A 25540-nucleotide genomic window follows, 5' to 3' on the forward strand; every position below is an offset into this window, starting at 1 on the left:
CCGACAAGGCTCTACCTGGCGTGCGCTCAGAGTTGCGGTACCCGTTGATCAGCGGACGCCCCGGGGACGGGAGAATCGGGGCATGAGTTCGCATGCCAGGCCCGCGCTCGCCGTCATCGGCGGCAGCGGCTTCTACGATTTCTTCGACAACGAGGCGACGCACGTCGAGGTAGAGACCCCGTATGGGGCGCCGAGTGCGCCGATCGCGGTCGGCGAGGTGCAGGGGCGCCCGGTCGCTTTCCTGCCGCGGCACGGCAAGAGTCACGAGTTCGCTCCGCACACTTTGCCGTACCAGGCGAACATGTGGGCGTTGCGTTCACTTGGGGTGCGGCGGGTGTTCGCGCCCTGCGCGGTCGGCAGCCTGCGCGGGGACTGGGGTCCCGGCACGGTGGCGGTCCCGGACCAGCTGGTGGACCGGAGCTCCGGCCGTCCGCAGACTTATTTCGACGGCGGTGGCGTGCACGTTTCCTTCGCCGACCCGTACTGCGATGACCTTCGTACCGCGACGATCAAATCCGCCGACGATGTGCTGCCGATGAAGGGCGCGGGCACGATGGTCGTCGTCCAAGGCCCCCGGTTTTCCACCAGGGCGGAGAGCCGTTGGTTCGCCGGGCAGGGCTGGGACCTGGTGAACATGACCGGACACCCCGAGGCCGTGCTCGCCCGGGAACTCGAGATGTGCTACGCCGCAGTCGCTTTGGTGACCGATCTGGATGCGGGTCTGGAGGAGGGTACCGGCGTGCACGCGGTCGATGTCTTCGCCGAGTTCAAGCGCAACCTGGTGCCGTTCAAGGACCTGATCCGCCGCTCGGTGGCCGCGGTCACCGAGACCGACACCTGCGATCGGTGCCGCGTTCATACCGGAGTGTCGCTCCCGTTCGAGTTACCCTGACCCATGCGGGGGTGCCGAACAAGGGTGCGGTGAATGAGAGTGCTGGTCACCGGCGCGGCCGGGTTCCTCGGAACACACGTGTGCAAGGTCGTGTCTTCCGCGGGTCATGAAGTAGTCGGCATCGATCTGATGCTCGACACCGTGCACGGGCCGGACGCGCAGCCGCCGGACGGTGTTTCGCGGGTCGATGTGCGCGACGCCGACGCGCTCGCGCCGCTGCTCGCGGGCATCGACGTCGTCTGCCATCTCGCCGCGGTCACCGCGGGCGCCGGTCCGGCCGACTTCGCGACACACAACGATCTGGGCACCGCCGCGCTACTCGGCGCCATGGAGCGGACGAAGGTGCACCGCCTGGTGCTCGCGTCATCGGTCAGCGTCTACGGCGAGGGCCGCTACCGCAGCGTGCGTGGCGGGCCGTTCTTCCCCGGGCTGCGCCGACGCGCGGATCTGGATCGGGGCATGTTCGACCATCGCGCTCCGCGCACCGGCGACGTGCTGACCTGGGAGCCGGTGGGTGAGGACGCGCCGCTGCGCCCGCGCGGGAGCTACGGCGCGAGCAAGGTGGCGCAGGAAAACTATGCCTTCGCTTGGGGTTTGCAGGTCGGCGGCGCGGTGACCGCGCTGCGGATGCACCAGGTCTACGGTGTAGGCGCGCGGGCCGGGATGGTGGGTCAGGTGCGGGCCGCGCTGGATGAGGGGCGGGCACCGCATGTGTTCGAGGATGGCGGGCAGGTCCGCGATTTCGTGCACGTGCGCGACGCCGCGGTGGCTGTGCTCGCGGCGGTCGAGCGGGCGCTGCCCGGGTTCGTTCCGCTGAATATCGCGTCCGGGCGGGCGATCACGTTGTGGGAGGTCGCCTCGATCATGGCGAAGGCGTGTGGTGGTCCCGCGCCGGTGGTGACCGGGCAATACCGGATCGGCGATGTCCGCCATTTCGTCGCCGATCCCGAACGGGCCAGGCGCACATTGGGTTTCACCGCAGTAGTTGCACCGCAGCAGGGCTTGGCCGAGTTCGTGGCTGTACCGGCGAAGGCTGCGGCAGGCTGACGACCGCAAGGTTTGCAGCCGGTCGACGGCCGACTGCTCGCCAGGTGTGTGACCGACGGTCCCTCGGGTTGGCGGGTGGTTAATGGGCGACCGACCGTTCACCGGTTTGCGGGTGATGGTCGGTGGTTCACTCGGGTGCGGGCGGTTGATCAGCGGCCGGCGGTTCCTCCGGTTGCGGGTCTTCGATGATTTCCAGCTGAACCAAGGCGAATTCGGGGGCCGGCGCACCCGTCGTTCCGCCGGGCAGCGGTGAGGCCTCCAGGTCGGCGACGAGCCAGTCCCCGGTGTCGGTGGCCATCCGTACCGCCGCCAGCGTGACTCGCTCGGCACCGGAGCGGATGTCGTTGCGGGCGCAGACTATTCGTTCCCGATCGGCGGGGTGTGGCACGGTGCGCTCGTCGGTACCGCGACCCCAGCGCAACCCGGGTACCGGCTCGGTGACCCAGCGGATCAGCCGTACCTGGGCCAGGTCGACGATGGCGAGATAAAGGTTCGGCTGGGCACCGCGCAGCAGGTCCAAGGTCGCTGCCTCGAATGATTTACGCTGGGGCGCAACACTATCGGTGACATCGACGGCAAGCCCCAGCCAGCGGTACCGGTTCTCGTCGGGGTTGCGCGCGGCGAGCAGCAGCGTGCGCGGACCGGTCCGCGCACGTACGGTCGCCGTGTCGAGCCACCGATCGCCGGGGGTCGATCTGGCCAGGGTGGCGACGAGATCGAGTGCGCCGTCGAAACGTTCGATCAGCTCGAAGGATTCGGCGCCGATCCAGACGATGCGGCCGTCCTCGAAATGCGGTCCGAGGTCGTAGGGGAGGGCTTCGATCCGCCGGGCTCGCGCGTCGACCCCGAACGCGGCGACGCCGACCGGCGGTGGCGGATCGCCGGTGCCCACCCACAGCCGGACGGCATGTACCCGGTCGTCGGGCCCGTGCAGGGGCACCACCACGATGCGCTGGCCCGACCAGTCGTGCCGGGACTGTGGCAGTTGCTGGTCGACGACCGTGCCGGTGGTGTAGGCGGTGGCGATGAGGGGCTGTAATCGGGTGGAAACGGCGCGCTGGAACGACTTCCATTCCCGGGGCGCCGTGCCGACCGCGAGCAGCGACCAGGTGTCGACGTGTCCGAGCGTTTCGATGAGCAACCAGCGCCCGAGTATCACAAATCCCCCCTCCCGAGTCGAACCCTATGCCACGGTCAGGCTGATAGCCAGTGCATATCGTGCCTGACTCGCCGAGGCCGACCGTGCACAGGGTCCGCTTACCCGCCTCAGCCGGTGAAGGCGGCGGCGTGCGCCCGCGCCCATTGTTCGAAGGTGCGTGGCGCGCGGCCGGTGACCTCCTGCACGGTGGGGTGCAGCGTCGCCTCGTCCAGGGTGCCGTCGGCGAAGAAGCTCAGGAAGGCCTCGACGTAGTGCTGCGGCATGGCCGCGCTGAGTTCCGCCCTGGTCTCCTCGGTGCTCAGCCCCTGCGCGACCAGCGGCCGGCCCAAAGTCGCGGCGAGGATGGCGATCTGGTCGGCGGGCAGCAGGGCCTGCGGGCCGGTCAGTTCGAGCGCCCGGCCGTCGAGGTCGTCGCCGGTGAGCGCCACGGCGGCGACGGCGGCGATGTCGGCGGGGTCGATCGCGCCGAACCGGACATCGGGGAACTGCACCCGCACCACGTCACCGGCCGCGAGTTGCGGCAGCCAGCGCAGTGCGTTCGACATGAACGAGCGCGGTCGCAGGAACGTCCACGCCAGTTCGGATTCGCGCACCGCCCGCTCGGACAGCGTCATGTAGCGGGAGACGGCGTTGTCCAGATCCTGCAGTGCCGCCGAGGCGCTCGACAGCAGCACGATCCGTTGCACCCCGGCCTTTTTCGCGCGGTCCAGCAGGTCGGCCTGGTTGTCGTAGCCGGGCAGCAGGAACAGCGCGCGCACCTCGTCGAGGGCATCGACCATGGTCTCCGGCCGGTTCAGATCGCCGGTCACCGCCTCGACACCCGCAGGCAGTGTGGCCGTCGCCGGATCGCGCACCAGCGCGCGCACCGGCGTGCCGGACTCGCGCAGCGCCGTCACCACCTCGCCACCGATGTTTCCGGTGGCGCCGGTTACCAAGATCATTTTCTTCTTCCTTTCGGCCCGCCCCGCGCGCGTTAAGCTCACGCGATGGACACTCCGTTGCGGCTCGAGGTCATCGTGGCCAGCGTGCGTCCGGAGCGGTTCGCTCCGGTGGTCGCCGACTGGTTCCTGCGCACACTACGCGCGCATGACGAGTTCGACACGGGCGTCATAGATCTCGCGGACACCCCGCTGCCTGCCGACCTCACCGAGACCCCCGAGGTCGCCGACTACCGGGCCCGGCTGGCTGCCGCGGACGCCTTCGTCGCGATCACCTCCGAGTACAACCACGGGTACCCGGCCTCGCTGAAGACCGCGTTCGACACGGCGAAACACGAATGGCGCGCCAAGCCGATCGGTTTCGTCTCCTACGGCGGGCTCTCCGGCGGCCTGCGCGCGGTGGAGCAATTACGTCAGGTGGTGGCCGAGATCCACATGGTCTCGATCCGCGAAACCGTCAGCTTCCACCAGGCCAAGAAGCAGTTCGATTCCGCCGGAGAAACACGGGACGGCGCCGCCATCGACGCCGCCGCCCGCATGCTCCGCCAGTTGTCCTGGTGGGCAAGAACTTTGCGGGTAGCGCGGAACGTCGACCCCTACCCGGGCTGACCACCACATCCCGCACCCGATCGGTTCGGCTGTCACATGCGCGCCGGTGCTGTAAGCGGTTGTCGGCCAGGCATTCATCAGCGGGCCGCTGGCAATTTCGTATGGGGCGGAACCGAAGATGCGGCGGTCGTACGACGCGCGATCCGAGCAGCAGATCGAGAATCCCGACCAGTGGCGTCAGCCGGTGGCGCCGACCGGTGCGCCGCGACGGCCGCGCGGGTGCCCGATGTAGGTGGCTTCGCGGGGGATGGAGACCAGCGTGAGGTCGACCTGCGCGGTGCCGGTGCGCAGGATGACGTGGTTGCCTATCGCCGCAGGCTGGTGGATGGACAGGTCGGGACGGGTGGCGGGCCAGCCCATCGGGTCGCCGGTCACGTAGATGGTCGTGACACCCGCGTGCGGGGCGGGCGCGAGGACACCGTCCACCACGGTCGCGGTGAAACCCGCGTCGGACTGGTGGGTTTCGACCGCGAGGGTCAGGCGTTCCGGGTTGCCGATGGTGGTGACCAGGTTCTCCCAGGCGTGCGCCCGGTCGGTGCGGATCAAAATACGTTCGCCGACCGCGAGCGCGCGGAACACCAATTGTTGTGCGAGATAAAGCTCCCCGGCCACATAGACGGTCGAGATACCCGCGCCGACAATGCGGACCGCGACGCCGTTGCCTTCGTCGTCGGAGCCGATCAGCTGACCGCAACCCGAGGACGGCAGGTGCAGCGCATCGATCACGTCGATCGGGTATTCGCTCATCGGGACGGTGGCGTCCACGCCGGGCACGGCGAGCGGCAGGTGCGCGAGCAGCCCGTCGCGATGCCGACCGTTCATCGACACCATGCCCGCGAGTTTGTGGCGCTCCGGCAGTTCGCGCGCGGTCAGCCGCCACGCGGCGCCGATGCTCACCGACTCCGCCGAGCTACCCGGCCGCAGCCGCACCGCCACCGTGGTGCCGCGCGAGGGCGCCACCCATAGCTGGGCGAGCAGATCCGAGCCGAGTCGCTTCGGGTCGACGGCCATGCCGATGTTCACGCTGTTGCCGATTTCGGCGTAGCGCCACCGATGTTCGAGGGTGCGCGGATCGAAACCGCTGGTGATCTGCAGGACCGCCTTGCGGATTTCCGGTGCGGTCAGGATGCGGGCGTTGCAGTCGGCGTCTTCGAGCGTGCGCATGATGCGCTGGGTCGCGATGGTGACCGCGCGCGACGCGCCCTCCGCGCCGCCGCCGCGCCGGGCCGCAGCCTCCGGGCACGCGACCGCGTCGAAGCTGATCGCCAGCCAGACGGTGCGATGTGCGGTGGCGGGCAGCGGACCGAGCAGTGATTCGTAGATCTTCCCTGCGGGGGTGCCGGATCGGCTGCGGTGCCCGTGGCTGACAATGTCGATGCCGCTGAGCAGGATGTCATGCTGATTCAGGCATTTCGCCAGTTCCGGCAGCGGCAGCAGGTGCGAGGCGTGCACAGTGTTGCGGGCGATCCGGGTCAGCCCACCGGGCGGGGCGAGCACCTCGACGACCGTCACAACTCGGCTGCCGTCCCAGTACAGCCCGAGCGAACGTCCGTCGGCGCCGCGGAAGTCGACGGTCTGGCCGATCGTGTAATCCCGCTTGGTGAGGTAGCGCCACCAGGTGGCGATCCAATCGAGCACGGTGCGCTTGGCGATCGGAATCAGTGGAATCAGTGCGACGACGATGCCCACCCCGAGGGCAATCAGCGGTTGCAGGCCGGCAATCAACGCAACCGCCCCCGCGATGAAGCCGATCACCTGCGCAATCAACAGATTCTGCAGCGAGATTCGGCCAAGGAGCGGCCGTGGTCCCGCCCCGGCAGGTTCCGCCATCGTCGTCCCCCAAGTACCCGGTGTCGGCCCATAATAGTGGGCGAGCTGAACAAGAGTCCTCGGGAACTGTACTGTGTTGCGCGAATGTGAGCACTGTTCGGGGGAGGAATAATGCCTTCAAAACCCACCACTCGGTGGCAGGTGAGCGGCTACCGCTTTCTGGTTCGCCGGATGGAGCATGCGCTGGTCCGCCGGGACGTGCGGATGCTGCACGACCCGATGCGCTCGCAGTCGCGGGCTTATGCGGCAGGGCTCGTCTTGGCGATCGTGGTATTGGCAGGTTGCGGTGTCCTCGCGCTGCTGCGACCGCAAGCCAAGATCGACAACAGCAAGATCCTGATCGCCAAGGAGTCCGGCGGCGTCTACGTGGTGATCGGCGATGTCGTGCACCCGACCCTCAACCTGGCCTCGGCCCGGCTTGCCGCCGGTGACGCGTCCAAGCCTGCGGTCGTCAAGGATTCCGAGCTGGGCAAGAAGCCGCGCGGCCAGCTCATCGGCATCCCCGGCGCGCCTGGTTCGCTGATCTTCGACAAAGCAGGCAAGGGGCGGGCCTGGACCGTCTGTGATTCGTTGAAAGCGGACGGCAGCGACGACCGCAGCACATCGGTGTTGATCGGTGACCTCGAGCTCGGCGACAAAGCAGCGGAAATGGGGAACGACAAGGCGCTGCTGGTCAAGGGCAAGAGCGCGACCTACCTCGTGTGGAACAAGACGCGTGCCCGGGTCGACATGAACGACCCGTCCGTCACCGGCCCACTGAAGATCCGCGGCGCAACGCCGCGACCCATCAGTGAAGGGCTGCTGAATTCCATTCCCGAAGTGAATCCGATCGTGCCGCCGAAGATCGATGATCCGGGTGGGCAGCCCGACGGGTACTCGATCAACAATCTGAAGATCGGCACCGTAGTTCAACTGGCAGGTAAAGCTGATCAGAATTACGTGATCCTGCGCGACGGACTGCAGCAGATCAATCCGCTGACCGCCGAAATTGTCCGCAGTTCACAGCCCAACCCCGATCACAACACGACAATCGGTGATTTCGAGGCCAACCACGCACGCACCTCCAAGGCGCTGAAGGTGGACACGTACCCGGCTGCCGCGCCGACGATCGTCCAGGCCAATTCACGTCCGGTCAGTTGCCTGTCGTGGAAGCCGATCCCTGGTGCGGCGGGCAACGCCGACGTCGCCGTACGCGCGACCCTGTCGGTGATCGACGCCAGCGACCTGCCGATGTCGAGCAGCGCCAAGCTGGTGTCGCTCGCCCAGGCCGACGGCAAGGGTGACAACGTCGATTCGGTGTACTTCAAGCCCGGCTCGGGCGCCTTCGTGCAAACCACCGGCATCGAACCGGACAGCCGCCGCAGGGACAGCATGTTCTACGTGTCCGACACCGGCGTCCGCTACGGCATCAAGAACAACGATGCGGCGAAAGCGCTTGGTATGGACCCGGAATCGGGTGTAACGCCGGAACCTGCGCCATGGCCGATCGTGGGTCTACTCGCCGGTGGACCGACGATGGGTCGCGAGGAAGCGATGGTCGCCCACGACGGCGTCGCCCCTGATCCGAACCCGGCCAAGCAACCCGTCGCCGCCAAGTAGTCGGCTAACGGCCGTCCGCGACAACGGTATTCGAGCCGGCGGAGTTGTCCTGCAACGCGGCGACTTCCGCGCGCAACGAACGGAGCTCCTCGACCAGCACGCCGATCTCCCGATCCGTGCGGTCGGCGGTCTCCTCGACCGTCTTCAGCTGATCGATCACCCAGCTGGTCGTGGTGCCGATGGCGAAGGAGATCAGGCCGATGCCGAAGGTCATCAGCACAAGAGAGATCAGCCGGCCTTCCACGGTGACCGGGTAGACGTCGCCGTAACCGACCGTGGTCACCGAGACCGCCGACCACCACAGCGCGTCACCGAAGCTGAGCACCTTGCTGCCTTCTGCGCCGTATTCGGCGTCGAAGAAGGCCAGGCTGCACAGGAAGAGCACCAGTATCGAACTGGTTCCGACGAATACCGACAGGCGAGACCGCTGGGTCAGCGATTGCCGGTTCAGGGTGCCGAGCACCAGCACCGCCGCTCGCACCAGCCGTAGCGGGCGAAACGGCGGAATCAGCACAATCAGCAACTCCATGGGATGGGTGCGCAGGAACTCCCACCGTCGAGTGGACAACGCGAATCGCGTCCCGAAGTCGATCGCGAACAAAGCCCAGATCGCAATGTCGACGCGGTTGAGCCATGAGTCCAGCTGTGGCGAGGCGCCGGTATCCAGCACATACCAGGCGTAGACGGCGAGAAACAGCACAGCGAGCAGCATCATCGGCACGCCGGTGGCCTGCTCCCACGCCTCTCGCCGACTCAACCTCTCGGTATCGGTCGTGCCGTCGGCTGCTTGTTCTTGCTGCTTCATGGGAACTACCTGCGTTGATCGGATCCGGCACCTTATGTACCGCAGTTCGCTGTGCAGACGCTACATGCCCTACGGCCATTGCTCGGTCGAACCCGCGAGTCGCCGATCCGAGCCTCGTCGTCGACGGGGCGCGATCGAATCCAGGAAAGTATCAACCAGCTCGATTTGATCAGAAGGGCCGCGGCGGAATTCGCTGAGGCCCTGCTGATTACATGTCGTCGCCGGTGACGCCGAATCTGCGGCGGATCGGGAAGGACGCGAGCATGCCGAGCGTGAGCAGGATCGCGACGGTTGCGCTGCCGACCAGGGCGATATTGCGGGCTCGGTTGTCCGGCGGCGGCGCGGGGGCGGGGACTGCGAGTTGGATGCTGCGGGGACTGGTCGGCTGCTTCGGTGGCAGCGTGGGCGGAACCTCGTTGGTCAGCGCTGCCACCGGATCGACCGCGCCGTATCCGACATAGGGATTCCAGCCTTCGGCGGGTGCGTGCGCGGTGGCTTGGATGCGTTTGATTACTTCCAGCGGGGTCAGCTCTGGAAAACGAGCGCGCACGAGCGCGACGACACCGGCGACGTACGGCGCGGCGAAACTGGTGCCTTTCAGCGGCGTGACACCACCTTGTTGATTGACGAAGCCGGTGATGGTGCCGGTGCCGCGGGCATCGAGGGACACGATGTCCTCACCGGGTGCTGCCACACCTACCCACGGTCCGGGCACGCTGAAAGCCGATGGTTGCCCGTTACGGTCGATGGAGCCGACGGTGAGGACATAATCGTCGTAGCGAGCTGGGGTGACGTTGGTGCTCAGGTTCTTCCACAGGTCACCGCTCGGGTTGAGCGGATTGATCCCAGGGTTGCCTGCATTGCAATTCTGTTCCTTGTTACCTGCGGCGACCACAATGACGGCGTTGCGCTCGAGCGTGGCGTATCGCAGTGCGGCGCCCAGCGGTCCGTCGGCGGGATTGTAGGAACCGTCGGTGCACAGGACCAGCGAGATATTGATTACCGTCGCGCCCCAGTCCGCTGCTCGCCGGACCGCGGAGGCCAGCGCGTTGATATCGCCATAGCCGTCAGGTTGATCCTCGGGTCGCTGTTCACCGGACCGGCCCTCGCGCTGGAACACTTTGCTGGTCTGCCGGATCGTCAAGATTCGCGCATCGGGCGCTACCCCGGAAAAGCCTTGGTCAGCAATGGGTCTTGCGCCGATGATGCCGGCGACAACGGTGCCGTGCCCATCGCAATCGCTTGTCCCGTCACCGCCTTCGGCCACGTAGTCGCCACCGGCATCTAGGTCGGGCAGGCGTGGATGGCGCGAAACGCCGGTATCGATGACCGCAACCAGCTGTCCCGCGCCGCGAGAGAATTCCCAGGCGCGTGGAAGATCAAGCGCCAGCTGCGGTGCGGGGGTGGCGAGGCCTTCTCCGCCTTGCTGAGTGCTCACGCACGGGGTGTTGGACTTCTGCTCGGTCTTGTCCGGCGGACGTGCCGGGTCACCGGGCGGCAGCAATGCCGGATTGACCGGCGGCGGCCGATCAGCGTGTGCCACACCCTGACTCGCTCCCACCCCGAACGAGACACTCAGTGCGAGCACCGCCGCTGCCGCACCGGCGCGCAGGATCCGGTTCACAGCCCGCGGACGAGGGAGTAGAGGCTGGCCACCCAGAAGACCAGGGGGAGGACGGCGGCTACGAAAGCGTATTCGAGGAGTTCGACGCCGCGGCGCATCGGCGGGGTGGCCGACTGGTTCGGGATAATGATGCCGAGGATCAGGGCTGAGATGAGGATGACCATGGCGGCGCCGAAGACGGCGAGGGGCTGGTCCATCGCGAAACCGGCGCCTATCAGCATGATCAGCACGATGCCCGCGCCACCCGCGATGAGTACGACCGCTTGTTCGGCGCCGGCGTAGGTGCGGCTGCGGAACATCAGGACCACCGCGCAGACCAGGGCGAGCGCGATGCCTTGCCAGTACGGGTTCTCGGCCTCCGGGTCGGTGCTGGCGAGCGCGCCGACGACGGTGACCAGGGTGGTGGCGGCGACCAGGCCGGCCAGGTACATGCGGGCCCGCTCGGACTTCACCCGCAGTGCTTCCATGGTGGGCAGCGCGCGGTGATCGTCGGGGTCGTCTTCGGTGGGATCGATCGGGGTGCCGGGCGAGGGGACCGGCGGCAGTGGCAGTTTGGCCAGCAGCATGGAGATCCGGGGTGCCAGGGCGAGGCCGGCGAGTCCGAGGGCCGCGGCACCCGCGCCGATCGCGCGTTCCGGCTGCCCGGTGAGCATCCCGACCAGGGCGGCGGGTACCGCGTAGAGCGCGAGGGTGGCCGCGCCGATGAACAGCGCGAGGCCGACGCCGCTGACCCGCCACGCCAAAACCGCGGTGGCGCCGAACAATACGGCGCCGAGCAGGATGTGCGGCCAGCCGTAGTGATCGGGCACGTAGAGCATGCCCGCGGTCAGCGCGGGCGGCAGCGCGCAGCCGCCGAGCACGAGTGCGGTCGAGGTGTCGCCGTACATCCGGCTGAGCACCATGGACGCGATGACGAGCAGGATCGCGACGGCGAGCGCGATCGAACCGCTGACCCAGGAAGGCAGGGCATCGGGGGAGAGCAGCAGACCGAGACAGCCGACGAGCATGGTGAGCGCGGCGAGCACCGAACCGGTGATCCGCGCGACCTTCGGGGTCCAGCTGCGGTAATGGTCGGTGTCGGCGATCGCGACGTTGTACATGATGTCGTCGAACAACGGCGTCGGCGCGGTATGTGAGGCGCTCTCCAGCATGAGCAGCTCGCCGTCGCGGACACCGTGCTCGCCGAGGCTCAGCGAATTGGAGAAGGGGGGATGACCGATTCGAGCGAGCACCCACTCGGCCGGCTCGAAGCGCTCGCCTTCGTTGTCGAAGTCGTTGGTGCGGCTGTGCTGTGCGACCATATCGACGACGCTCGGGATCACCAGGGCAACAGGCACGTCGACCGGGATCGCCATATCTACCTGGGTGTGTTTGGCGAGAATCGTCACCCGGGCGAGATCCGGTGCGCGGACGATGCCGTGCGCGGAGTTTTCATCGATGTGGTCAAGTCGCGCGTGCGTCAAGCTTCCCCCAACTCGTCTTCTACCTCGTATTTTCGCAAACTCGAGAGCCGACGTCGAGTTTGCGAACCCACGTTTCGGGCAGCAGAATGCTGGTCGAACTGTACGACATGTCCGCTGCTGCCTCTACACTGAGCCGGAATCACAGCAGTCGAGGAGGGGGATTCTCGCACCATGAGGGAGCGTCGCGTCCGAATCATGTGCCCGCGCATTCCGGCGCCGGGCGGTAGCGAGGTGCGGGAATGAGTACCGTCCGGTTCCAGCGCCGCGCGCGCAGGGAGATGCCGCGCTCGCCCGGCGGCGAGGTCACCCTCCAGCCGCCGCCCGAGATCCCCCGGGTGACACCCGGCAATCTGCTGATGAAGCTGATGCCGGTCGTGATGATCATCGGCATGGTCGGCATGATGGCGCTGCTGTTCACCCAGGGCGGCGGCATCGGATCGAACCCGATGAGCATGATGTTCCCGCTCATGATGATGTTCTCGATGGTCGGCATGTTCGCAGGTCAGGGCGGCGGCAAGGGGGCCAAGGCCGCCGAGGCGAACGAGGACCGCAAGGACTACCTGCGCTACCTCGACCAGGTGCGCCGGGACGTGGACAACACGGCCACCCAGCAGCGCGCCTCGGTTGAATGGAGCCATCCCGAGCCTGGCCTGATCTGGATGCTCGCCGGCACCAGCCGCATGTGGGAGCGCCGCGCGGGCGACAAGGATTTCTGCCACGCCCGCATCGGTGTCGGCGGCCAGCGACTGGCGACCCGCCTGGTCGCGCCGGAGACCGGACCGGTCGAAGAGCTCGAGCCCATCGCGGCCGTCTCGCTGCGCCGCTTCGTGCGCGCGCACTCGACCGTGCCCGACCTGCCGACGGCGATCGCGGTCAAGGGTTTCGCGACCATCGCACTGGACGGCGACCGGGTCGAGGCGCGGGACATGACCCGCGCGATGTTGTTGCAGCTGTGCATGTTCCAGGCGCCGGACCAGGTGCTGGTCGCGGTGGTCTGCGGCCCGGACACCGCGCGGGAGTGGGAGTGGACCAAGTGGCTCCCGCACACCCAGCACCCCGACGCGCAGGACGGCATCGGCACCCAGCGCATGTTCTACGGCTCGATCCGGGAGGCGATGGCCGGCCTGCAGCCGCTGCTCGGCAACCGGGTCCGCTACTCGCGTAACCAGCCTGCCAACGCGAACATGGTGCACATCGTCATCATCGTGGACGGCGGACTGCTGGAAGCCGAGGAAGATCAGCTGCGCGAATCCGGCTACGAGGGCGTCACCATCATCGACCTGTGCGGGTACGCACCGCGACTGGCGGTCTCGCGCGGCATCAAGATGATCGTGGAGAACGGCGAGTGCGTCGGCCGCGGCGCGACCGGTAACCAGGAGCGCTTCGCGCTGATCGACCGGATCAGCCCGCAGCAGGCGCAGCAGGTGGCCCGCAGGCTCGCGCCGTACCGGGCGGCGACCCAGCGCAGCAGCGACGTGGAAACCGATGACTCCGAGGTCATTTCGACCTGGAGTCAGCTGATGGGCCTCGGCGACATCGGCTCGTTCAACCCCGAACATGCCTGGCGTCCGCGCTACGGCCGGGAGCGGCTGCGGGTGCCGTTCGGCGTCGGCGCCGACGGCCTGCCGGTCGAACTCGATATCAAGGAAGCCGCCGAGAACGGCATGGGCCCGCACGGGTTGTGCATCGGCGCCACCGGCTCCGGCAAGTCGGAGTTCCTGCGCACGCTGGTGCTCAGCCTGCTCGCCACCCACTCGCCGGACCAGCTGAACCTGGTGCTCGTCGACTTCAAGGGTGGCGCGACCTTCCTCGGACTCGACAGCGTGCCGCACGTCGCGGCCGTCATCACCAACCTGGAAGAAGAAGCCGACCTCGTCGACCGCATGAAAGACGCGCTGGCCGGCGAGATGAACCGCCGCCAGGAGGTGCTGCGCGCGGCGGGCAACTTCGCCAACGTCTCCGAATACGAGAAGGCCCGTGCGGCAGGCGCCGACCTGGATCCGCTGCCCGCGCTGTTCGTGGTGCTCGACGAGTTCTCCGAACTGCTCACCCAGCACCCGGATTTCGCGGAACTGTTCGTGATGATCGGCAGGCTCGGCCGCTCGCTGCACGTGCACCTGCTGCTCGCCTCGCAGCGCCTGGAAGAGGGCAAGCTGAAGGGCCTGGAGAGCCATCTGTCCTACCGGATCGGCTTGAAGACCTTCTCCGCCAACGAATCCCGCCAGGTGCTCGGCGTGCCCGACGCCTACAACCTGCCGAACAACCCCGGTGGCGGTTACCTGAAGTCGGACTCCGGCGAGATCGTGCGCTTCCAGGCGTCCTACGTCTCCGGCCCCTACGTCGGCGGCGGTTCGCAGCGCGACATCACCGTCGCCACCCAGTCCGGCGAGATCGACATCAAGGCCCGGCCGTTCACCGCCACCCACGTGGATTTCCGTGCGGTGGACCGGGTTCCGCTGCCCGCCGAGCCCAGCGCCGCCGACCAGCAGGCCGAGGACGGCGAGCAGGTCTCCAACGTGCACATGCTGGTCTCGCGGATCAACGGCCACGGCCGCCCCGCGCACGAGATCTGGCTGCCGCCACTGGACGAGGCACCGACGCTGGACCAACTGATCCCGCGCTCCATCCTCACCGGCGAATACTCCGCGGTGGCCACGCTGCGCGCGCCGGTCGGCATCGTCGACCGGCCGTACGACCAGCGGCGCGACCCGCTGGTGGTCGACCTGTCCGGTGCGCGCGGCAACGTCGCCGTCGTCGGTGGCCCGCAGTCCGGTAAGTCGACCGCGCTGCGCACGCTGATCATGGCCATGTCGTTGACGCACACCGCCGAGCAGGTGCAGTTCTACTGCCTCGACTTCGGTGGCGGCACGCTGATGAGCCTGCAGGGCCTGCCGCATGTCGGTTCCGTCGCAAGTCGATTGGACGCGGACCAGGTCCGGCGCACCGTCGCCGAGATGACCACGATCGTGCGGCAGCGCGAGGCCCGGTTCCGGCAGCTCGGCATCGAGTCGATGACCGAGTTCCGCAGGCTGCGCGCGATGGATCCTTCCAGCAGCCCGGCCGCGACCGGCGCGCACGAGGATCCGTTCGGCGATGTGTTCCTGGTGATCGACGGCTTCGGCTCCATCCGCCAGGACTTCGAGATGCTCGAACAGGTGATCATGAACCTGGCGGTGCAGGGTCTGTCGTATGGCGTGCACATCGTCATCGCGCTGAACCGGTGGGCGGAGGCGCGGCCCGCGCTGAAGGACCAGATCGCCACCAGAATCGAACTGCGCCTCGGTGATCCGATGGATTCCGACCTCGGCCGCAAGTTCGCCTCGATGGTTCCGCAGGCCCGCCCCGGCCGCGGTATGACGCCGGACTGCCTGCACATGCTGACCGGTCTGCCACGGATCGATGGCAGTTCGGACCCGACCAATATCGGCCAGGCAGTCGGCGAGGCGGTCTCGACCATCGCCCGCTTGACCCCGGGCCGGCCGGCCCCGCCGGTGCGCATGCTGCCCGAGGAGCTGCCGCGTGAGCAGCTGCTCTACCTGGCGGGCGACTGGCCGTCGCAGGTCGACCAGTCGGTCAAGTGCATGCGAATCCCGATCGGTATCAACGAAGCCGAGCTGGCCCCGGTCTACCTCGACTTCACGGTGAGCCCGCACTTCATCGTCATCGGCGACACCGAGTCGGGAAAGACGACGCTGCTGCGCTCCATCATCGAGGGCATCGCCGCGTCGAACACCCCGGACCAGGCGCGGATCATCATGGGCGACTACCGCCGCTCGATGCTCGGCACGGTGCCGGAGGGTTACCTCGCCGGCTACGGTTCGACCGCACCCCAATTCACGCAGAACATGGCCGATCTCGCCGCGTATGTGAGCAACCGGACGCCGGGTCCCGACGTGACGCCGCAGCAACTGAAGGATCGCTCATGGTGGAGCGGCCCCGAGCTGTACGTCGTCGTCGACGACTACGACCTGGTGGCCACCTCCAGTGGTAACCCGGTGCAGGCGTTGGTGGAGCACCTGCCGCACGCCCGCGACCTCGGCTTCCATCTGATCATCGCGCGGCGCTCCGGTGGCGCGGGACGTGCCATGTTCGAGGCCACCCTGGCCAGAATGAAGGACCTCGGGTCGGCCGGCCTGATCATGAGCTGCAGCCGGGACGAGGGTGTGCTGATGGGGACGACGCGGCCGAGCCCGATGCCGCCGGGCCGCGGCACGTACGTCACGCGAAACACCGAGGGTCTGATCCAAACGGCCTGGATGCCGCCGCAAACCTGATGGCTACCGTCGAGCTGGTGGTCACCGACACGCGCGTCTGGGCGCGTGGCGCGACGACGCACTGGGACGTGGCGCCGTCGATCGTGCTGGGCAGCAACGGGTTCGACCTGGTGGTCGGTGAGTCGCTGACCCCGCCGACACAGGTGAGTTCCGTGGTGCAGTACGTGCCTGCCGAGGCCGTCGCGTTGCTGCCGCGCGTTCCGTCCGTGGTCGAGGGGCTGGTCGCGGTGTTCGGCGCGGTGCTGGAGAACCTGCGCGTCAGCGCGCCGTGCGAGCGGATCACGGTGATCTGTCCGACGGAATGGGGTGCGTCGCGGCGTTCGGTGCTCGACCAGGCGGCTCGGCGGTTCACCGGGGATGTGGTGTTCGAGGAGTTGGCGGTGCGGGCCGTCGCGGCGGACGAAGGCACCAGCCACAGCCGTCGCACGCTGGTGTTGGAATTCGGTGCGCTCACCACCACCGCGAGCACGGTCATCCGCAGCCATCAGGGTGTGCACGTCGAATCGTGTGAGCACGCACCAACTCTCGCGCTCGCCGAGATACTGCCGGAATCGAGCGGCTTCACCACCCTGTGCGCGCTGCTCGACCGGCTGCTCGATGGTCAGCCTGCCGATCTGGCGCAATCGGTGGGTGTCACCGATGCGGCGAAACTCGACGTGCTTCGCGCGGCCGTGCAGCAGCGGTGCGGGCCTGGTGTCGCGCTGCGGGCGCTGACCGGGCCCGATCTGATCCGCGGGCACCAGACCGAACCGATCCATCAGCCCGAGTTGCCGTCCGCGCTGCCGCAGACCGAATGGATGCAGCCGCTGCGCGAACGGGCTGCGGCGCAACAGCCTCGGCGCAACGGGCTCGGTTATGTGGGCGCGGCTGTTGCCGCGATCGTCGTTGTCGGTGCCGCGATCGTCGGTGGGGTTGTGCTGCTGAACGGACCCGATGACGGTCCGACCGCCGCGCCCGGCACCGCGGCGCCGAGTAGCGAATCGCTGCCGAGCAGTACCGTCGGCCCACCTAGCAGCACTGTTGCCGTCGGGCCGGAAACGTATGGGCGCATTCGTTTCCAGGTGCCGGATGGTTGGCACATGGCGTCGGCTCCCGACGCTAGCGGTAGGTCCCGGGTCGAGCTGTCCCCGGACGATGGTGCCCGGCTACGTGTCACAGTGACGCAAACGCCAGTAGCTCCGGGGTCGAGCTATGAGCAGGTTGCGGCGCGACTCGAGACGCAGATGAAGCAACGACCGGCCGGGGTGATGTCCGAGCTGAAACGCGATGTCGTCTACGGAGGGCGCTCCACTCTCGCGTACACCGAACGTCCCGGCGACGGTTCTACTGTCCGCTGGCATGTGCTGCTGGAGTACGGAATTCAGGTCAGCATCGGCTGCCAATATGCCGACAATAATTGGCAGGCGCTGTCGACCACGTGTGAAAACTTCGGTAGTTCTGTCCGCGTCATTCCCTGAATTCTGGCGCGGGTAGCACCGCGGCAGTTCACATAATTCGGGCCCCCGGCAAAGTGCTTGCCGGGGGCCCGAATTGGCCGAGACAGGATCTCAGAAAAGGCCTGCGAGGCTGGTGTCGGTGGCCTGCAGATCGGTGTTACCGGTGCTGACAGCCCGACCGGCGGTCTCCAGCGTGGCGTTCAGCTGGGTAACGCTGGTGTTCCACTGCGACTGGAGCTGAGCGAACGCCTCGTTGGCGTCACCCTTCCAGTAGTTGGTCACGAAGTCGGTGACCTGCTTGTGGAAATCCTCGAGCATGGCCGTGATGTTCCGTGCTTCGGACACGATGGACTGAGCGCCAGCCTCGACCGCGCCGAAGTTAGAGGAAATTGTGCTTGGGTCGTTTGCTACCATCTGGAGCTTCTCCTTGGTATCTGGTGGTTCGGCTGAGCGATCAGGGGAGGTTCAGGCTGGAGGCCTGCTGGGCCACCTGCTGGGCGAACTGCTCGTCCTGAGCGGCGAAGGACTTACCCGCCTTGCTGAGCTTGTCGGCGGTCTGGTCCAGCGTGTCGTTCAGCTTGCGCGCCTGGGCGAAGTAGTTGTCCATGAGCGCATCGAAGGCGCCCCGCGCCTGGCCCTGCCAGGTCCGGGTGGTTTCGTCGGACTTCGTATCCAGCATCTGGATCGCCTTCACCAGCTCAGCGTGGCGATCCCTGGCGTTTTGTGCGAACTTCTCGATGAGGATTTCGTTCGCTTCGAGCTGTCCTGCCATTTCGGCTCCTTCTCGGTTTCCCGTCTCGGCCAACGGCAGAAGCCCCCAGTTGGCCTGTACATCTGATTGGACGCTCGGTAGGTCTGATCGGTTCCATCCGACTCGAGAAAGTTTGGATCTCCCCCAACGGAGATCAGACCCCAGTGTCCTTCGACTTGCTCGTCCGTGCTGGCGGGGCCGCGTATGGGCCGCTCGTCAGGCTACGGACGTGGTCGACTTGGCATGCTTGCAGCGCCAGCGCTCGGCTCCCCTCCTTCCCCCTGCTCGCTGATGTCTTGATTGGCGAGTGGGCTGGCTGGTTGTACCTTACCCAACCACTATGGCTGCCGCTACAGCAGATCGTGGGTATATCGGCAAGGAAAGCGACGGGGCGTGGGGGTGTGGTCAGGCGCTACTGGCTGTTGGCGAGCACAGCGTACTGAGCTGCCGCCCGCTGCTGGGTGTCTTGCAGTTGAGTGCTCCAGACATAGCCGACGTAGTTGCGATACCGTACGGCGCAAACCCAGTCTTTGACGTATCTGTCCGTCGGCAGCTCGGCGCATTTGCTATCCGGAACGTTCGGCGGCGCCAGTCCGAGATCCGGCGCATCGAGAATCGTCGACCACAGTGCTCGGGCCGACCCGGTATCCCGTGCCCTGATCAAGATAGCTCCGTCCAAGAACCGGGAGATACCCTTCCCGAAGCTTTGGGCTATTCCTCTGGTGTAGCTGTTCGTGGTCGCCGAATAGGCGTACGAAAAGACGAAGCGTTCGCCGTTTGCGTAAAGACTCTTTGCCGCCGCGCGATCCGTCTGCCAGTGCAGAAACCCTTGTAGTTCGTATGTCGCGAGACTGCCGACGCCGGGAACGGCGATCTTGGCCGGGTTGAGCACTCGGCGGATTACGCCCTCTGGGTCGAGGTCCAACCGTAGGGCCTGTTCGGCTGTCAGCGGGGGGAGTGTGTCCAGCATCGGCAACTGGGCTGCGTAGACCTGCTCGATAAGGGCGGTGAGGCCGGTGAGGTCGGGCTGGGAGGTGGCGATAAAGGTATTGACCACATAATTCCCATGGGCGACGACAGAACCGATCGTCGGCGTTCCCGGGCGCCAATGCGAATGTGCACGGGGATATTTCGCGAGCCGCACGCGCTCGTTTTGCTCCGGTGCTACCGAGAAGTCGGCGTCTTCGAACTCGGCCGCCGCCCGTTCGGCGGATTCGGGGTCCGGAAACTGCATGACGGTCACGGTGGTGAGTGTCGAGTCCGCAGGCACGGCAACGTGTGGCTCTGCCCGAACATCGCTACTGCCGGAGGCGAAGCCGAACAACATCTTGTGTCGAGCAGCGATCGGTACGCTCTGTTCCGCCAGGACGTTCTTGACGTCGTCGGGTTTGGTGATTTCCTGCACGCCGGTGCCGTAGCGCAGCTTGGCGTCGACGTCGATGCCTGTCACTACGTGGTTGGCCAGGCGGGAGATCGCCAGGGATGTTCCGCTGCGCACCGAGTGTGTGTATTCGGAGTAGGTGTCCAGGGGCTCCGTGGCATATTGGCCGACGTCGAGCGAACGGACATCTATCTCACCGGGCTGCGGTGTCCCGGTCATCGGCGCGGCGCACCCGGCGATGATGAGCAGCGCGAGGGTAGCGGATGTATGCCGCATACGTAAGTTGATCATGCGGCTCACTTAGCTTTCGTGAGAATCGCGTACTGCGCCGAGATCCGTTGCTGCACATCGATCAGCTGATCCGACCACACCTCTGCTGTATAGCGGTCATAGGACGCTACGCAATGGAATCTGAGGACGAGCGAATTCTTCGCACGGAACTCACGGCAGCGAGCGTCGGGCAGATTCTTCGGCGGGTCGATCCGGCGATACACCTTGCTCAGTTCACTGCGCTTGTCCCGAATGAGTTGGGCGCCGTCCGAATCCTCGGCCCGGTAGACATTTCCGGCGGAGTTCGCCAGCCAATCGACCCCGGCTTCCTCGAAGAGTTTCTTATCGCTTACCGGATCACTGCTCATATGGAGCGCGCCGATGCGGTCGTAGAGACCGGGCGGATTACTCCAGTCGTCTTCTCTCGGTCGGGTCAGTGAGCGCCCGAGCATGCCGTCGTGGTCGAGGGGGATATCCGTCAGCTTGTCCGGCGGTGTCGGGCGGAACTCGCGAAGCCGGGCGCCCACCGTGTCGAAGCTCTTCTCCGTGAGCGCGACCATGGCGGGTAGATCAGTGGTCTCCAGCATGATCTTGGCTCGGTCTTTGACGGTGGTGTAGATGACGTGCTGCCCGGTCGCCTGGAACGCGTAAAGCTCTTGAGTCCCAGGTTTCCAGAACGCGAAAGTATTCGTCCGGTTGCCGATGGCGACGGGTGTGCTCAACCCCTTCTTCTCGGCGACTGCCTGTGCGAGGGCTGCGGCCGCCGACGCGGCGGCCTGCTGATCGGCGAACAACAGCACGGTGTTCGTGAAGGAGGTGGCGATCAACGCATCGCTCTCGGAGTATCCGAGACTGTAGAACCCCGCTATGAACCCCGGTGTAACCGCACGGAAAGAGTCGGCGGAAAGCTCTAGGCTATAGAGGCTTTCGATGAATCCCAGGGTGATGTTGGTCCCGGCGCTGGACTGGACGGTGAACTGCGGGTCGATGTCCATCGGCAACGGGACAAAGCTGGCGAGGCGTTGGCCTTCGCTCAATCTCGCGCGGTCGTATCCGGGTTTGCCGATTTCGCGCGGGGCGGTGGCATAGCTACCGACGTCGAGCTGGCTGACATCAACGACGGGCGGTGGCGGTGAATCCGATCCGCACCCAGCTGTGCCCACTGTGAGGGCGGTCAGTCCGGCTGCCAGCGTTCTGAGTGGTCTCCGCATCGTTCCCTCCATCGACCGGCAAAGAGGGCATCCGACGAACAGCGATCCCCCGGGAATACGTTCACGCGCTGGTCAAGCCTGCGGTGCTGACGTATCGCAGTCGGCAACATAGCACTTGGATCGCTCGGTCCGCGACATTGCCGAGACCGGTCGGAGCTACTTCACCCGCTTCTGCAGCAGCGGCACCAGCTTATCGAGCAGCACCTTCTCCGAGTCGGCACTCCAATTGCGGAACGCCGCTACAGCTTCGGCATCATCGAGCGGAATGACGGTGGCCCGAGTCCCCGCGACCTGATACGGCAGCCCACGCAGCCCACCGCTGCCGGCGTCTTCGTCGGTCCTTACCGCGAGCACGAAGCTGTCGGCATTGACCTCGAGCGAATCCGCGTTGGGCAGCACGCGCAACGCTTCATCACCCTCTTTCGGATAGTTCGGGTTGTAGACGAAACCCAAGTCTTCGAGGAACTTCGTCTGCGCCGAACCACCCAGGAAAATCGAAACCTGTTTGCTCCGTGGCACATCCACCACCGTGATGGTCTTGCCGCGGAATGCCGGATTGGTGGCCCGAGCCTGTTCGATCGAGGGCAACGAACTCACCGCGACGGTGGAACCGGCCGAGGCCGTGCCGGTGGCGGCGCTGGTATTGGCGGAGTCGTTCCCGCCCAACGTCCAGATCCCGATGCCCACGGCCAAGGTGACGACGACGGCACCGGCACCCGCGCCGACGAACCACCGTTTACGAGAACTGGGCGGAGCGGACACCAGTGCGTGTGGCGACGAAACAGAAACGCGCGGATCGGTATTCGGCCGTGGATCGAAGACCTGGATGGGATAGGTCGGCGAGGTGTTCGTGGGGGCGGGGTTGTGCCCCGGGATGAGCGCGCTCGCGGCCGCGTCGGTGAATTCGCGGCAGGTGTTGTACCGGTCGGTGGGGTCTTTCGCCAGCGCCTTGGCGAAGACGTGGTCGATGGCGGGCGGCAGACCGGGGTCGACGGCGGTGGCCAGGGGTGGGGGCTCGTGCAGGTGGCCCATCATGACCAGCGCGGGTTGCGTTGCCGGGTAAGGGTTTCGGCCGGTGAGCAGCTTGAAGAAGGCGCAGGCGAGGCTGTAGATGTCGGCGCGATGGTCGAGGTGGCCGCCGACCAGCTGTTCGGGCGGGGCGTAGGCGATGGTGGCGACGAAGCTGCCGGTCTGGGTGAGTTCGGTGGTGTCGTCGTTGGATTTGGCGACGCCGAAATCGGTGAGCAGGACGCGTTCTTCGTCACCCTCGCTGGAGGAGAGCAGGAAGTTGGCGGGCTTGACGTCGCGGTGCAGCAAGCCTTTTCGGTGCGCGTAGTCGAGGCCTTTGCCCACCTCGGTGGTAATGCGTAGCGCGCGTAGCGGATTCATCGAATGCCGGTCGCGGGTCAGTTCCGCGGAGGCGTCGGTGCCGTCGACGTACTGCATGGCGATCCACAGCCGGCCGTCTTCTTCGCCGCGGTTGTAGACCGACACGATGTTCGGATGGTCGAGTCCGGCGGCGAGATTGGCTTCGCGCTCGAAGCGGGTCCGGAACTCGTGATCGTTGCTGAGTTCGCCGCTGAGCACCTTCAGCGCGTCCATTCGCGGCAGACTGGGATGTTTGGCCAGGTAAACGGTGCCCATGCCGCCCGCACCGAGCACGCCCTGGATGCGGTACCCGCCCACGATGGTGCCGGGGCTTATCGCCATGATCCACAATCTCCTGAGTCGGTGCTCCCCACGCGGCAGCATACTGGACCGCTCGGGATGGGACGGCCGCGTCGCATTACCGGCTGTTGGCGAAGATTGCGTACTGCGCGGCGGCGCGTTGGTGGACGTCGAGCAACTGGTTACCGGTCACGAATCCCGCGTATTGGCGGTAAGCGACGACACAGGTGAATCGCTTGATGTCGAAGTTGAAGGCATCCTGTCTGTGCTCGACGCAGGCCGAATCCGGCACATTCGGTGGTGCTGCGGCATCGTTCGCGACCGGAGCGGGGGTGAGCCTTTCGGCGACAATCTTCTTCGCCGCGGCCGCGTCGGGCGTGCGGGCCACGATTGTTCCGTCGGATACGGCGAAGCGGTCCGCGTTCATCGCGCTGAAGCGCTGTTTCGCGACGCTCAAATCATCGGCGTACTGGATGATTCCGCGCAAATTGTAGAGCGCTTGCGTGCCTATCGCCGGTCGTTCGAATTTGTTCGGATTCAATGCGCGGCTCAGCAGATGATCCGGGTCCCATGGCAGCTGATAGGTCTCTTCTTCGGTGAGCGGCTTCAGCTGGTCCAGCACGGGAAGCTGCACGTCGTAGGTCTTTTGGGCGAGTGCCGTCAGTGCGGGCAGGTCCGGGCCGTTGGAGGAGACGAGCAGGGCGACGACATAAGGGCCGTGGGCCAGGGTGGTGCGCAGGAACGGCGCGTCCGGCCGCCACTGTGCCCGGGCGGCCGGGTACTTCGGCAGCGGCACCCGCTGGTTGTCGCGGTTGGCGGCCAGGTCTGCGTCATGGAACTCGGCCGCTGCCGCCGTTGCCCGCTCGACGTCGGGAAACTGCATGACCATCGTCGAGATGGTCGTGGTGTTCTGCCGGGTCTTGACCGGCCACCCGGATGGAATGATCGATGTCTTCTGATCGAAACCGGTTGTCCGGAAGCCGAACAGTAGTTTGTGCCGCGCGGCGATCGGTTTCAGGTCGGGTTCGATACCGAGTTCGGACGGCAGCGAGCCGCGGGTGATCTCGAACGGCAGCTGGCTGTATTTCAGTTTCGGGTCTATTTCGTAGGCGGGTACCACGTAGTCCGACAACCGCATCGCCGCGATGTGCGGCATGGTGATGAAATCCGGTTTGTAGTCGTCGTCGTGCGCATTGAGCGGCTCGGTCGGGTAGGACCCGGTATCGAGCGTGCGAATGTCGATCTCGGCGGGTTCGACGGTCCCCGGCATGGTGGATCCGCAGGCCGTGAGGCCCGCCGCGAGCAAGGCGGCGAAGGGGATCAGGAACGCGCGCCTCATCGGGCATTCACCAGCACTGTGTACTCGGCGGCGATCCGCTGTTGGGCGTCCAATAGTTGGTGCGACGCGGAGAACGCGGCGTAGCGGTCGTAGGACACCGAGCAGTAGAAGCGGATCGCCAGGTTGCCGCGCCCGATGTACTCCTTGCATTCGGCGACCGGCAGGTTGGCGGGGGAGTCGGCCTTCTTGAATCGCTTCGTGAGCCCGCCGAGATCTTGCTGCAAGGTCGTGGCCGCGGCGGCATCACGGGCCCGATAGAGGTCGATCCCGTTCGCCGCGAAACGGTCGACGCCCGCTTTCTCGATGTCGCGCAGCACATCGGCGGCGTTATTGGCGAAATGGATAGCGGTGCGGCCGTGGTACGCACCGGGCGGATTGAGCCACGAATCTTCGCTGGGGCGTGCGATGGTGCGGTTCAGCATGCCGTCCAGGTCGATCTGCAAGTTCATCAGCTGGTCGGGCGGGGTCGGGGTGAACTTGGTGATGGACGGAACCACCGTGTCGAGGCTCTTCTCCACCAGCGCGATCAGGGCGGGCAGATCGACCTTCTCGATATAGATCTTCAGATAGTCGTAGACCCACGTGTAGACAACGAATTTGCCGGTGGCGAACCATGATCCGATCGACTGCTGGTTCGGCTGCCAATGGGCGTGTGCCGCCGGGTATTTCGGTATCGGCACGGCGGTGTTGCGATCGCCTGCCGCGTAGTCGACTCGCTCCAGCGCCGCGGCCGCATCCTTGGCCTTCTGTTCGTCCGGGAAGATCATGACCGCGTTCATCAGATCAACGCCTCGGTTCTCGGCCTCGGTGCGGCCGAAGCTCTGAAAGCCGGCGACGAAATCCGGAGCGGCCTCGGCGAACCGGTCCACCGCCATCACCTTGCCGAGGGCGGCTTCCGGATCGACGAACACCGTCGCTATGAACGGATTGCCGTGCACGAAGCGGGGATCGATGTCCAATGCCGCGGGCACGAAATTGCCGAGCCGTTCCGCTTCGATAATTCGAGCCTGGTCGAGACTTTTCACGGTGCCTAATCGACGCGGCTTCGTATCGTAATTTCCCACATCGAGCCTACTGAGATCGATGGACGGAGGTGGGTTGTTCGCACGCTGCTCTTCGGATCCGCAGCCACCGCTGACGACCACCAGTGCTGCCGTCGCAACCAGGGCATACGTCGTTCGGCGCGGCATCGTCTTCGCGTGCAGCTGCAAGGTCCCTCCCCTGACGACTGTGGTTCCCGCGGA

Annotated in this window: 19 protein-coding genes; 6 read left to right on the forward strand and 13 right to left on the reverse strand. The window is 66.2% G+C overall.

The features are described from left to right. Nucleotides 1–82: 82 nt before the first annotated feature. Nucleotides 83–892, forward strand: a complete 810-nt coding sequence (locus DMB37_RS25645; protein ID WP_135234850.1) for an S-methyl-5'-thioadenosine phosphorylase — start codon at nucleotides 83–85, stop codon at nucleotides 890–892. A 33-nt stretch (nucleotides 893–925) separates the two neighbouring features. Continuing rightward, complete coding sequence (locus DMB37_RS25650; RefSeq protein WP_135234851.1) at nucleotides 926–1939, forward strand: NAD(P)-dependent oxidoreductase; 1014 nt, start codon at nucleotides 926–928, stop codon at nucleotides 1937–1939. Between the two features lie 127 nt (nucleotides 1940–2066). On the opposite strand, the gene DMB37_RS25655 is transcribed toward DMB37_RS25650, so the two are convergent. Both DMB37_RS25655 and DMB37_RS25660 read right to left on the reverse strand, forming a co-directional pair. Beyond that, complete coding sequence (locus DMB37_RS25655; protein WP_240771654.1) at nucleotides 2067–3080, reverse strand: GAF domain-containing protein; 1014 nt, start codon at nucleotides 3078–3080, stop codon at nucleotides 2067–2069. Between the two features lie 125 nt (nucleotides 3081–3205). After that, a complete protein-coding gene (locus DMB37_RS25660; RefSeq protein ID WP_135234853.1) occupies nucleotides 3206–4039 on the reverse strand; it encodes an NAD(P)H-binding protein in 834 nt (277 codons plus the stop codon). Nucleotides 4040–4084: 45 nt separating this feature from the next. On the opposite strand from DMB37_RS25660, the gene DMB37_RS25665 reads away from it, so the two are divergent. Beyond that, nucleotides 4085–4645, forward strand: coding sequence for an NADPH-dependent FMN reductase (locus tag DMB37_RS25665; RefSeq protein ID WP_135234854.1), 561 nt, complete (start codon nucleotides 4085–4087; stop codon nucleotides 4643–4645). A 177-nt stretch (nucleotides 4646–4822) separates the two neighbouring features. Here the strand turns inward: DMB37_RS25665 and eccE are convergent, their stop codons facing one another. Then, nucleotides 4823–6475 (reverse strand): type VII secretion protein EccE, encoded by a 1653-nt coding sequence (gene eccE / locus DMB37_RS25670; protein ID WP_135234855.1) that lies wholly within the window; start codon nucleotides 6473–6475, stop codon nucleotides 4823–4825. A gap of 111 nt (nucleotides 6476–6586) precedes the next feature. On the opposite strand from eccE, the gene eccB reads away from it, so the two are divergent. Next, nucleotides 6587–8074: a type VII secretion protein EccB gene (eccB, locus tag DMB37_RS25675; protein ID WP_135234856.1), complete on the forward strand. Its 1488-nt coding sequence runs from the start codon at nucleotides 6587–6589 to the stop codon at nucleotides 8072–8074. A 4-nt stretch (nucleotides 8075–8078) separates the two neighbouring features. Here the strand turns inward: eccB and DMB37_RS25680 are convergent, their stop codons facing one another. The 3 genes from DMB37_RS25680 to eccD form a co-directional block, all read right to left on the reverse strand. Next, complete coding sequence (locus tag DMB37_RS25680; protein WP_135234857.1) at nucleotides 8079–8879, reverse strand: potassium channel family protein; 801 nt, start codon at nucleotides 8877–8879, stop codon at nucleotides 8079–8081. 208 nt (nucleotides 8880–9087) lie between these two features. Continuing rightward, a complete protein-coding gene (mycP, locus tag DMB37_RS25685) occupies nucleotides 9088–10503 on the reverse strand; it encodes a type VII secretion-associated serine protease mycosin (RefSeq protein ID WP_240771655.1) in 1416 nt (471 codons plus the stop codon). Continuing rightward, complete coding sequence (gene eccD, locus DMB37_RS25690) at nucleotides 10500–11966, reverse strand: type VII secretion integral membrane protein EccD (RefSeq protein WP_135234858.1); 1467 nt, start codon at nucleotides 11964–11966, stop codon at nucleotides 10500–10502. Before eccD ends, mycP begins: the two co-directional genes overlap by 4 nt. Nucleotides 11967–12205: 239 nt before the next feature. Between eccD and eccCa the strand changes: the two genes are divergently transcribed. After that, nucleotides 12206–16240: a type VII secretion protein EccCa gene (eccCa, locus tag DMB37_RS25695; protein WP_135234859.1), complete on the forward strand. Its 4035-nt coding sequence runs from the start codon at nucleotides 12206–12208 to the stop codon at nucleotides 16238–16240. 17 nt (nucleotides 16241–16257) lie between these two features. Next, nucleotides 16258–17697, forward strand: a complete 1440-nt coding sequence (locus DMB37_RS25700; RefSeq protein WP_167768934.1) for a type VII secretion-associated protein — start codon at nucleotides 16258–16260, stop codon at nucleotides 17695–17697. A gap of 90 nt (nucleotides 17698–17787) precedes the next feature. Here the strand turns inward: DMB37_RS25700 and DMB37_RS25705 are convergent, their stop codons facing one another. The 7 genes from DMB37_RS25705 to DMB37_RS25735 all read right to left on the reverse strand — a co-directional run bounded on the left by DMB37_RS25705 (nucleotide 17788) and on the right by DMB37_RS25735 (nucleotide 25321). Continuing rightward, nucleotides 17788–18090: a WXG100 family type VII secretion target gene (locus DMB37_RS25705; RefSeq protein WP_135234861.1), complete on the reverse strand. Its 303-nt coding sequence runs from the start codon at nucleotides 18088–18090 to the stop codon at nucleotides 17788–17790. Nucleotides 18091–18130: 40 nt separating this feature from the next. After that, nucleotides 18131–18448: a WXG100 family type VII secretion target gene (locus tag DMB37_RS25710; protein ID WP_135234862.1), complete on the reverse strand. Its 318-nt coding sequence runs from the start codon at nucleotides 18446–18448 to the stop codon at nucleotides 18131–18133. A 391-nt stretch (nucleotides 18449–18839) separates the two neighbouring features. Continuing rightward, the gene (locus DMB37_RS25715; protein ID WP_135234863.1) at nucleotides 18840–20108 is read right to left on the reverse strand and encodes a hypothetical protein; all 1269 of its coding nucleotides are present in this window, start codon (nucleotides 20106–20108) and stop codon (nucleotides 18840–18842) included. Beyond that, the gene (locus tag DMB37_RS25720; protein WP_135234864.1) at nucleotides 20105–21289 is read right to left on the reverse strand and encodes a hypothetical protein; all 1185 of its coding nucleotides are present in this window, start codon (nucleotides 21287–21289) and stop codon (nucleotides 20105–20107) included. Before DMB37_RS25720 ends, DMB37_RS25715 begins: the two co-directional genes overlap by 4 nt. Before the next feature lie 156 nt (nucleotides 21290–21445). Beyond that, on the reverse strand, nucleotides 21446–22999 hold the full coding sequence (locus DMB37_RS25725; protein WP_135234865.1) for a serine/threonine-protein kinase: 1554 nt from the start codon (nucleotides 22997–22999) through the stop codon (nucleotides 21446–21448). Between the two features lie 76 nt (nucleotides 23000–23075). Then, a complete protein-coding gene (locus DMB37_RS25730; protein WP_135234866.1) occupies nucleotides 23076–24296 on the reverse strand; it encodes a hypothetical protein in 1221 nt (406 codons plus the stop codon). Then, nucleotides 24293–25321: a hypothetical protein gene (locus DMB37_RS25735; protein ID WP_240771656.1), complete on the reverse strand. Its 1029-nt coding sequence runs from the start codon at nucleotides 25319–25321 to the stop codon at nucleotides 24293–24295. Before DMB37_RS25735 ends, DMB37_RS25730 begins: the two co-directional genes overlap by 4 nt. Nucleotides 25322–25540: the final 219 nt, after the last annotated feature.

The organism is Nocardia sp. CS682, assembly GCF_004634405.1.
Lineage (GTDB): Bacteria > Actinomycetota > Actinomycetes > Mycobacteriales > Mycobacteriaceae > Nocardia > Nocardia ninae.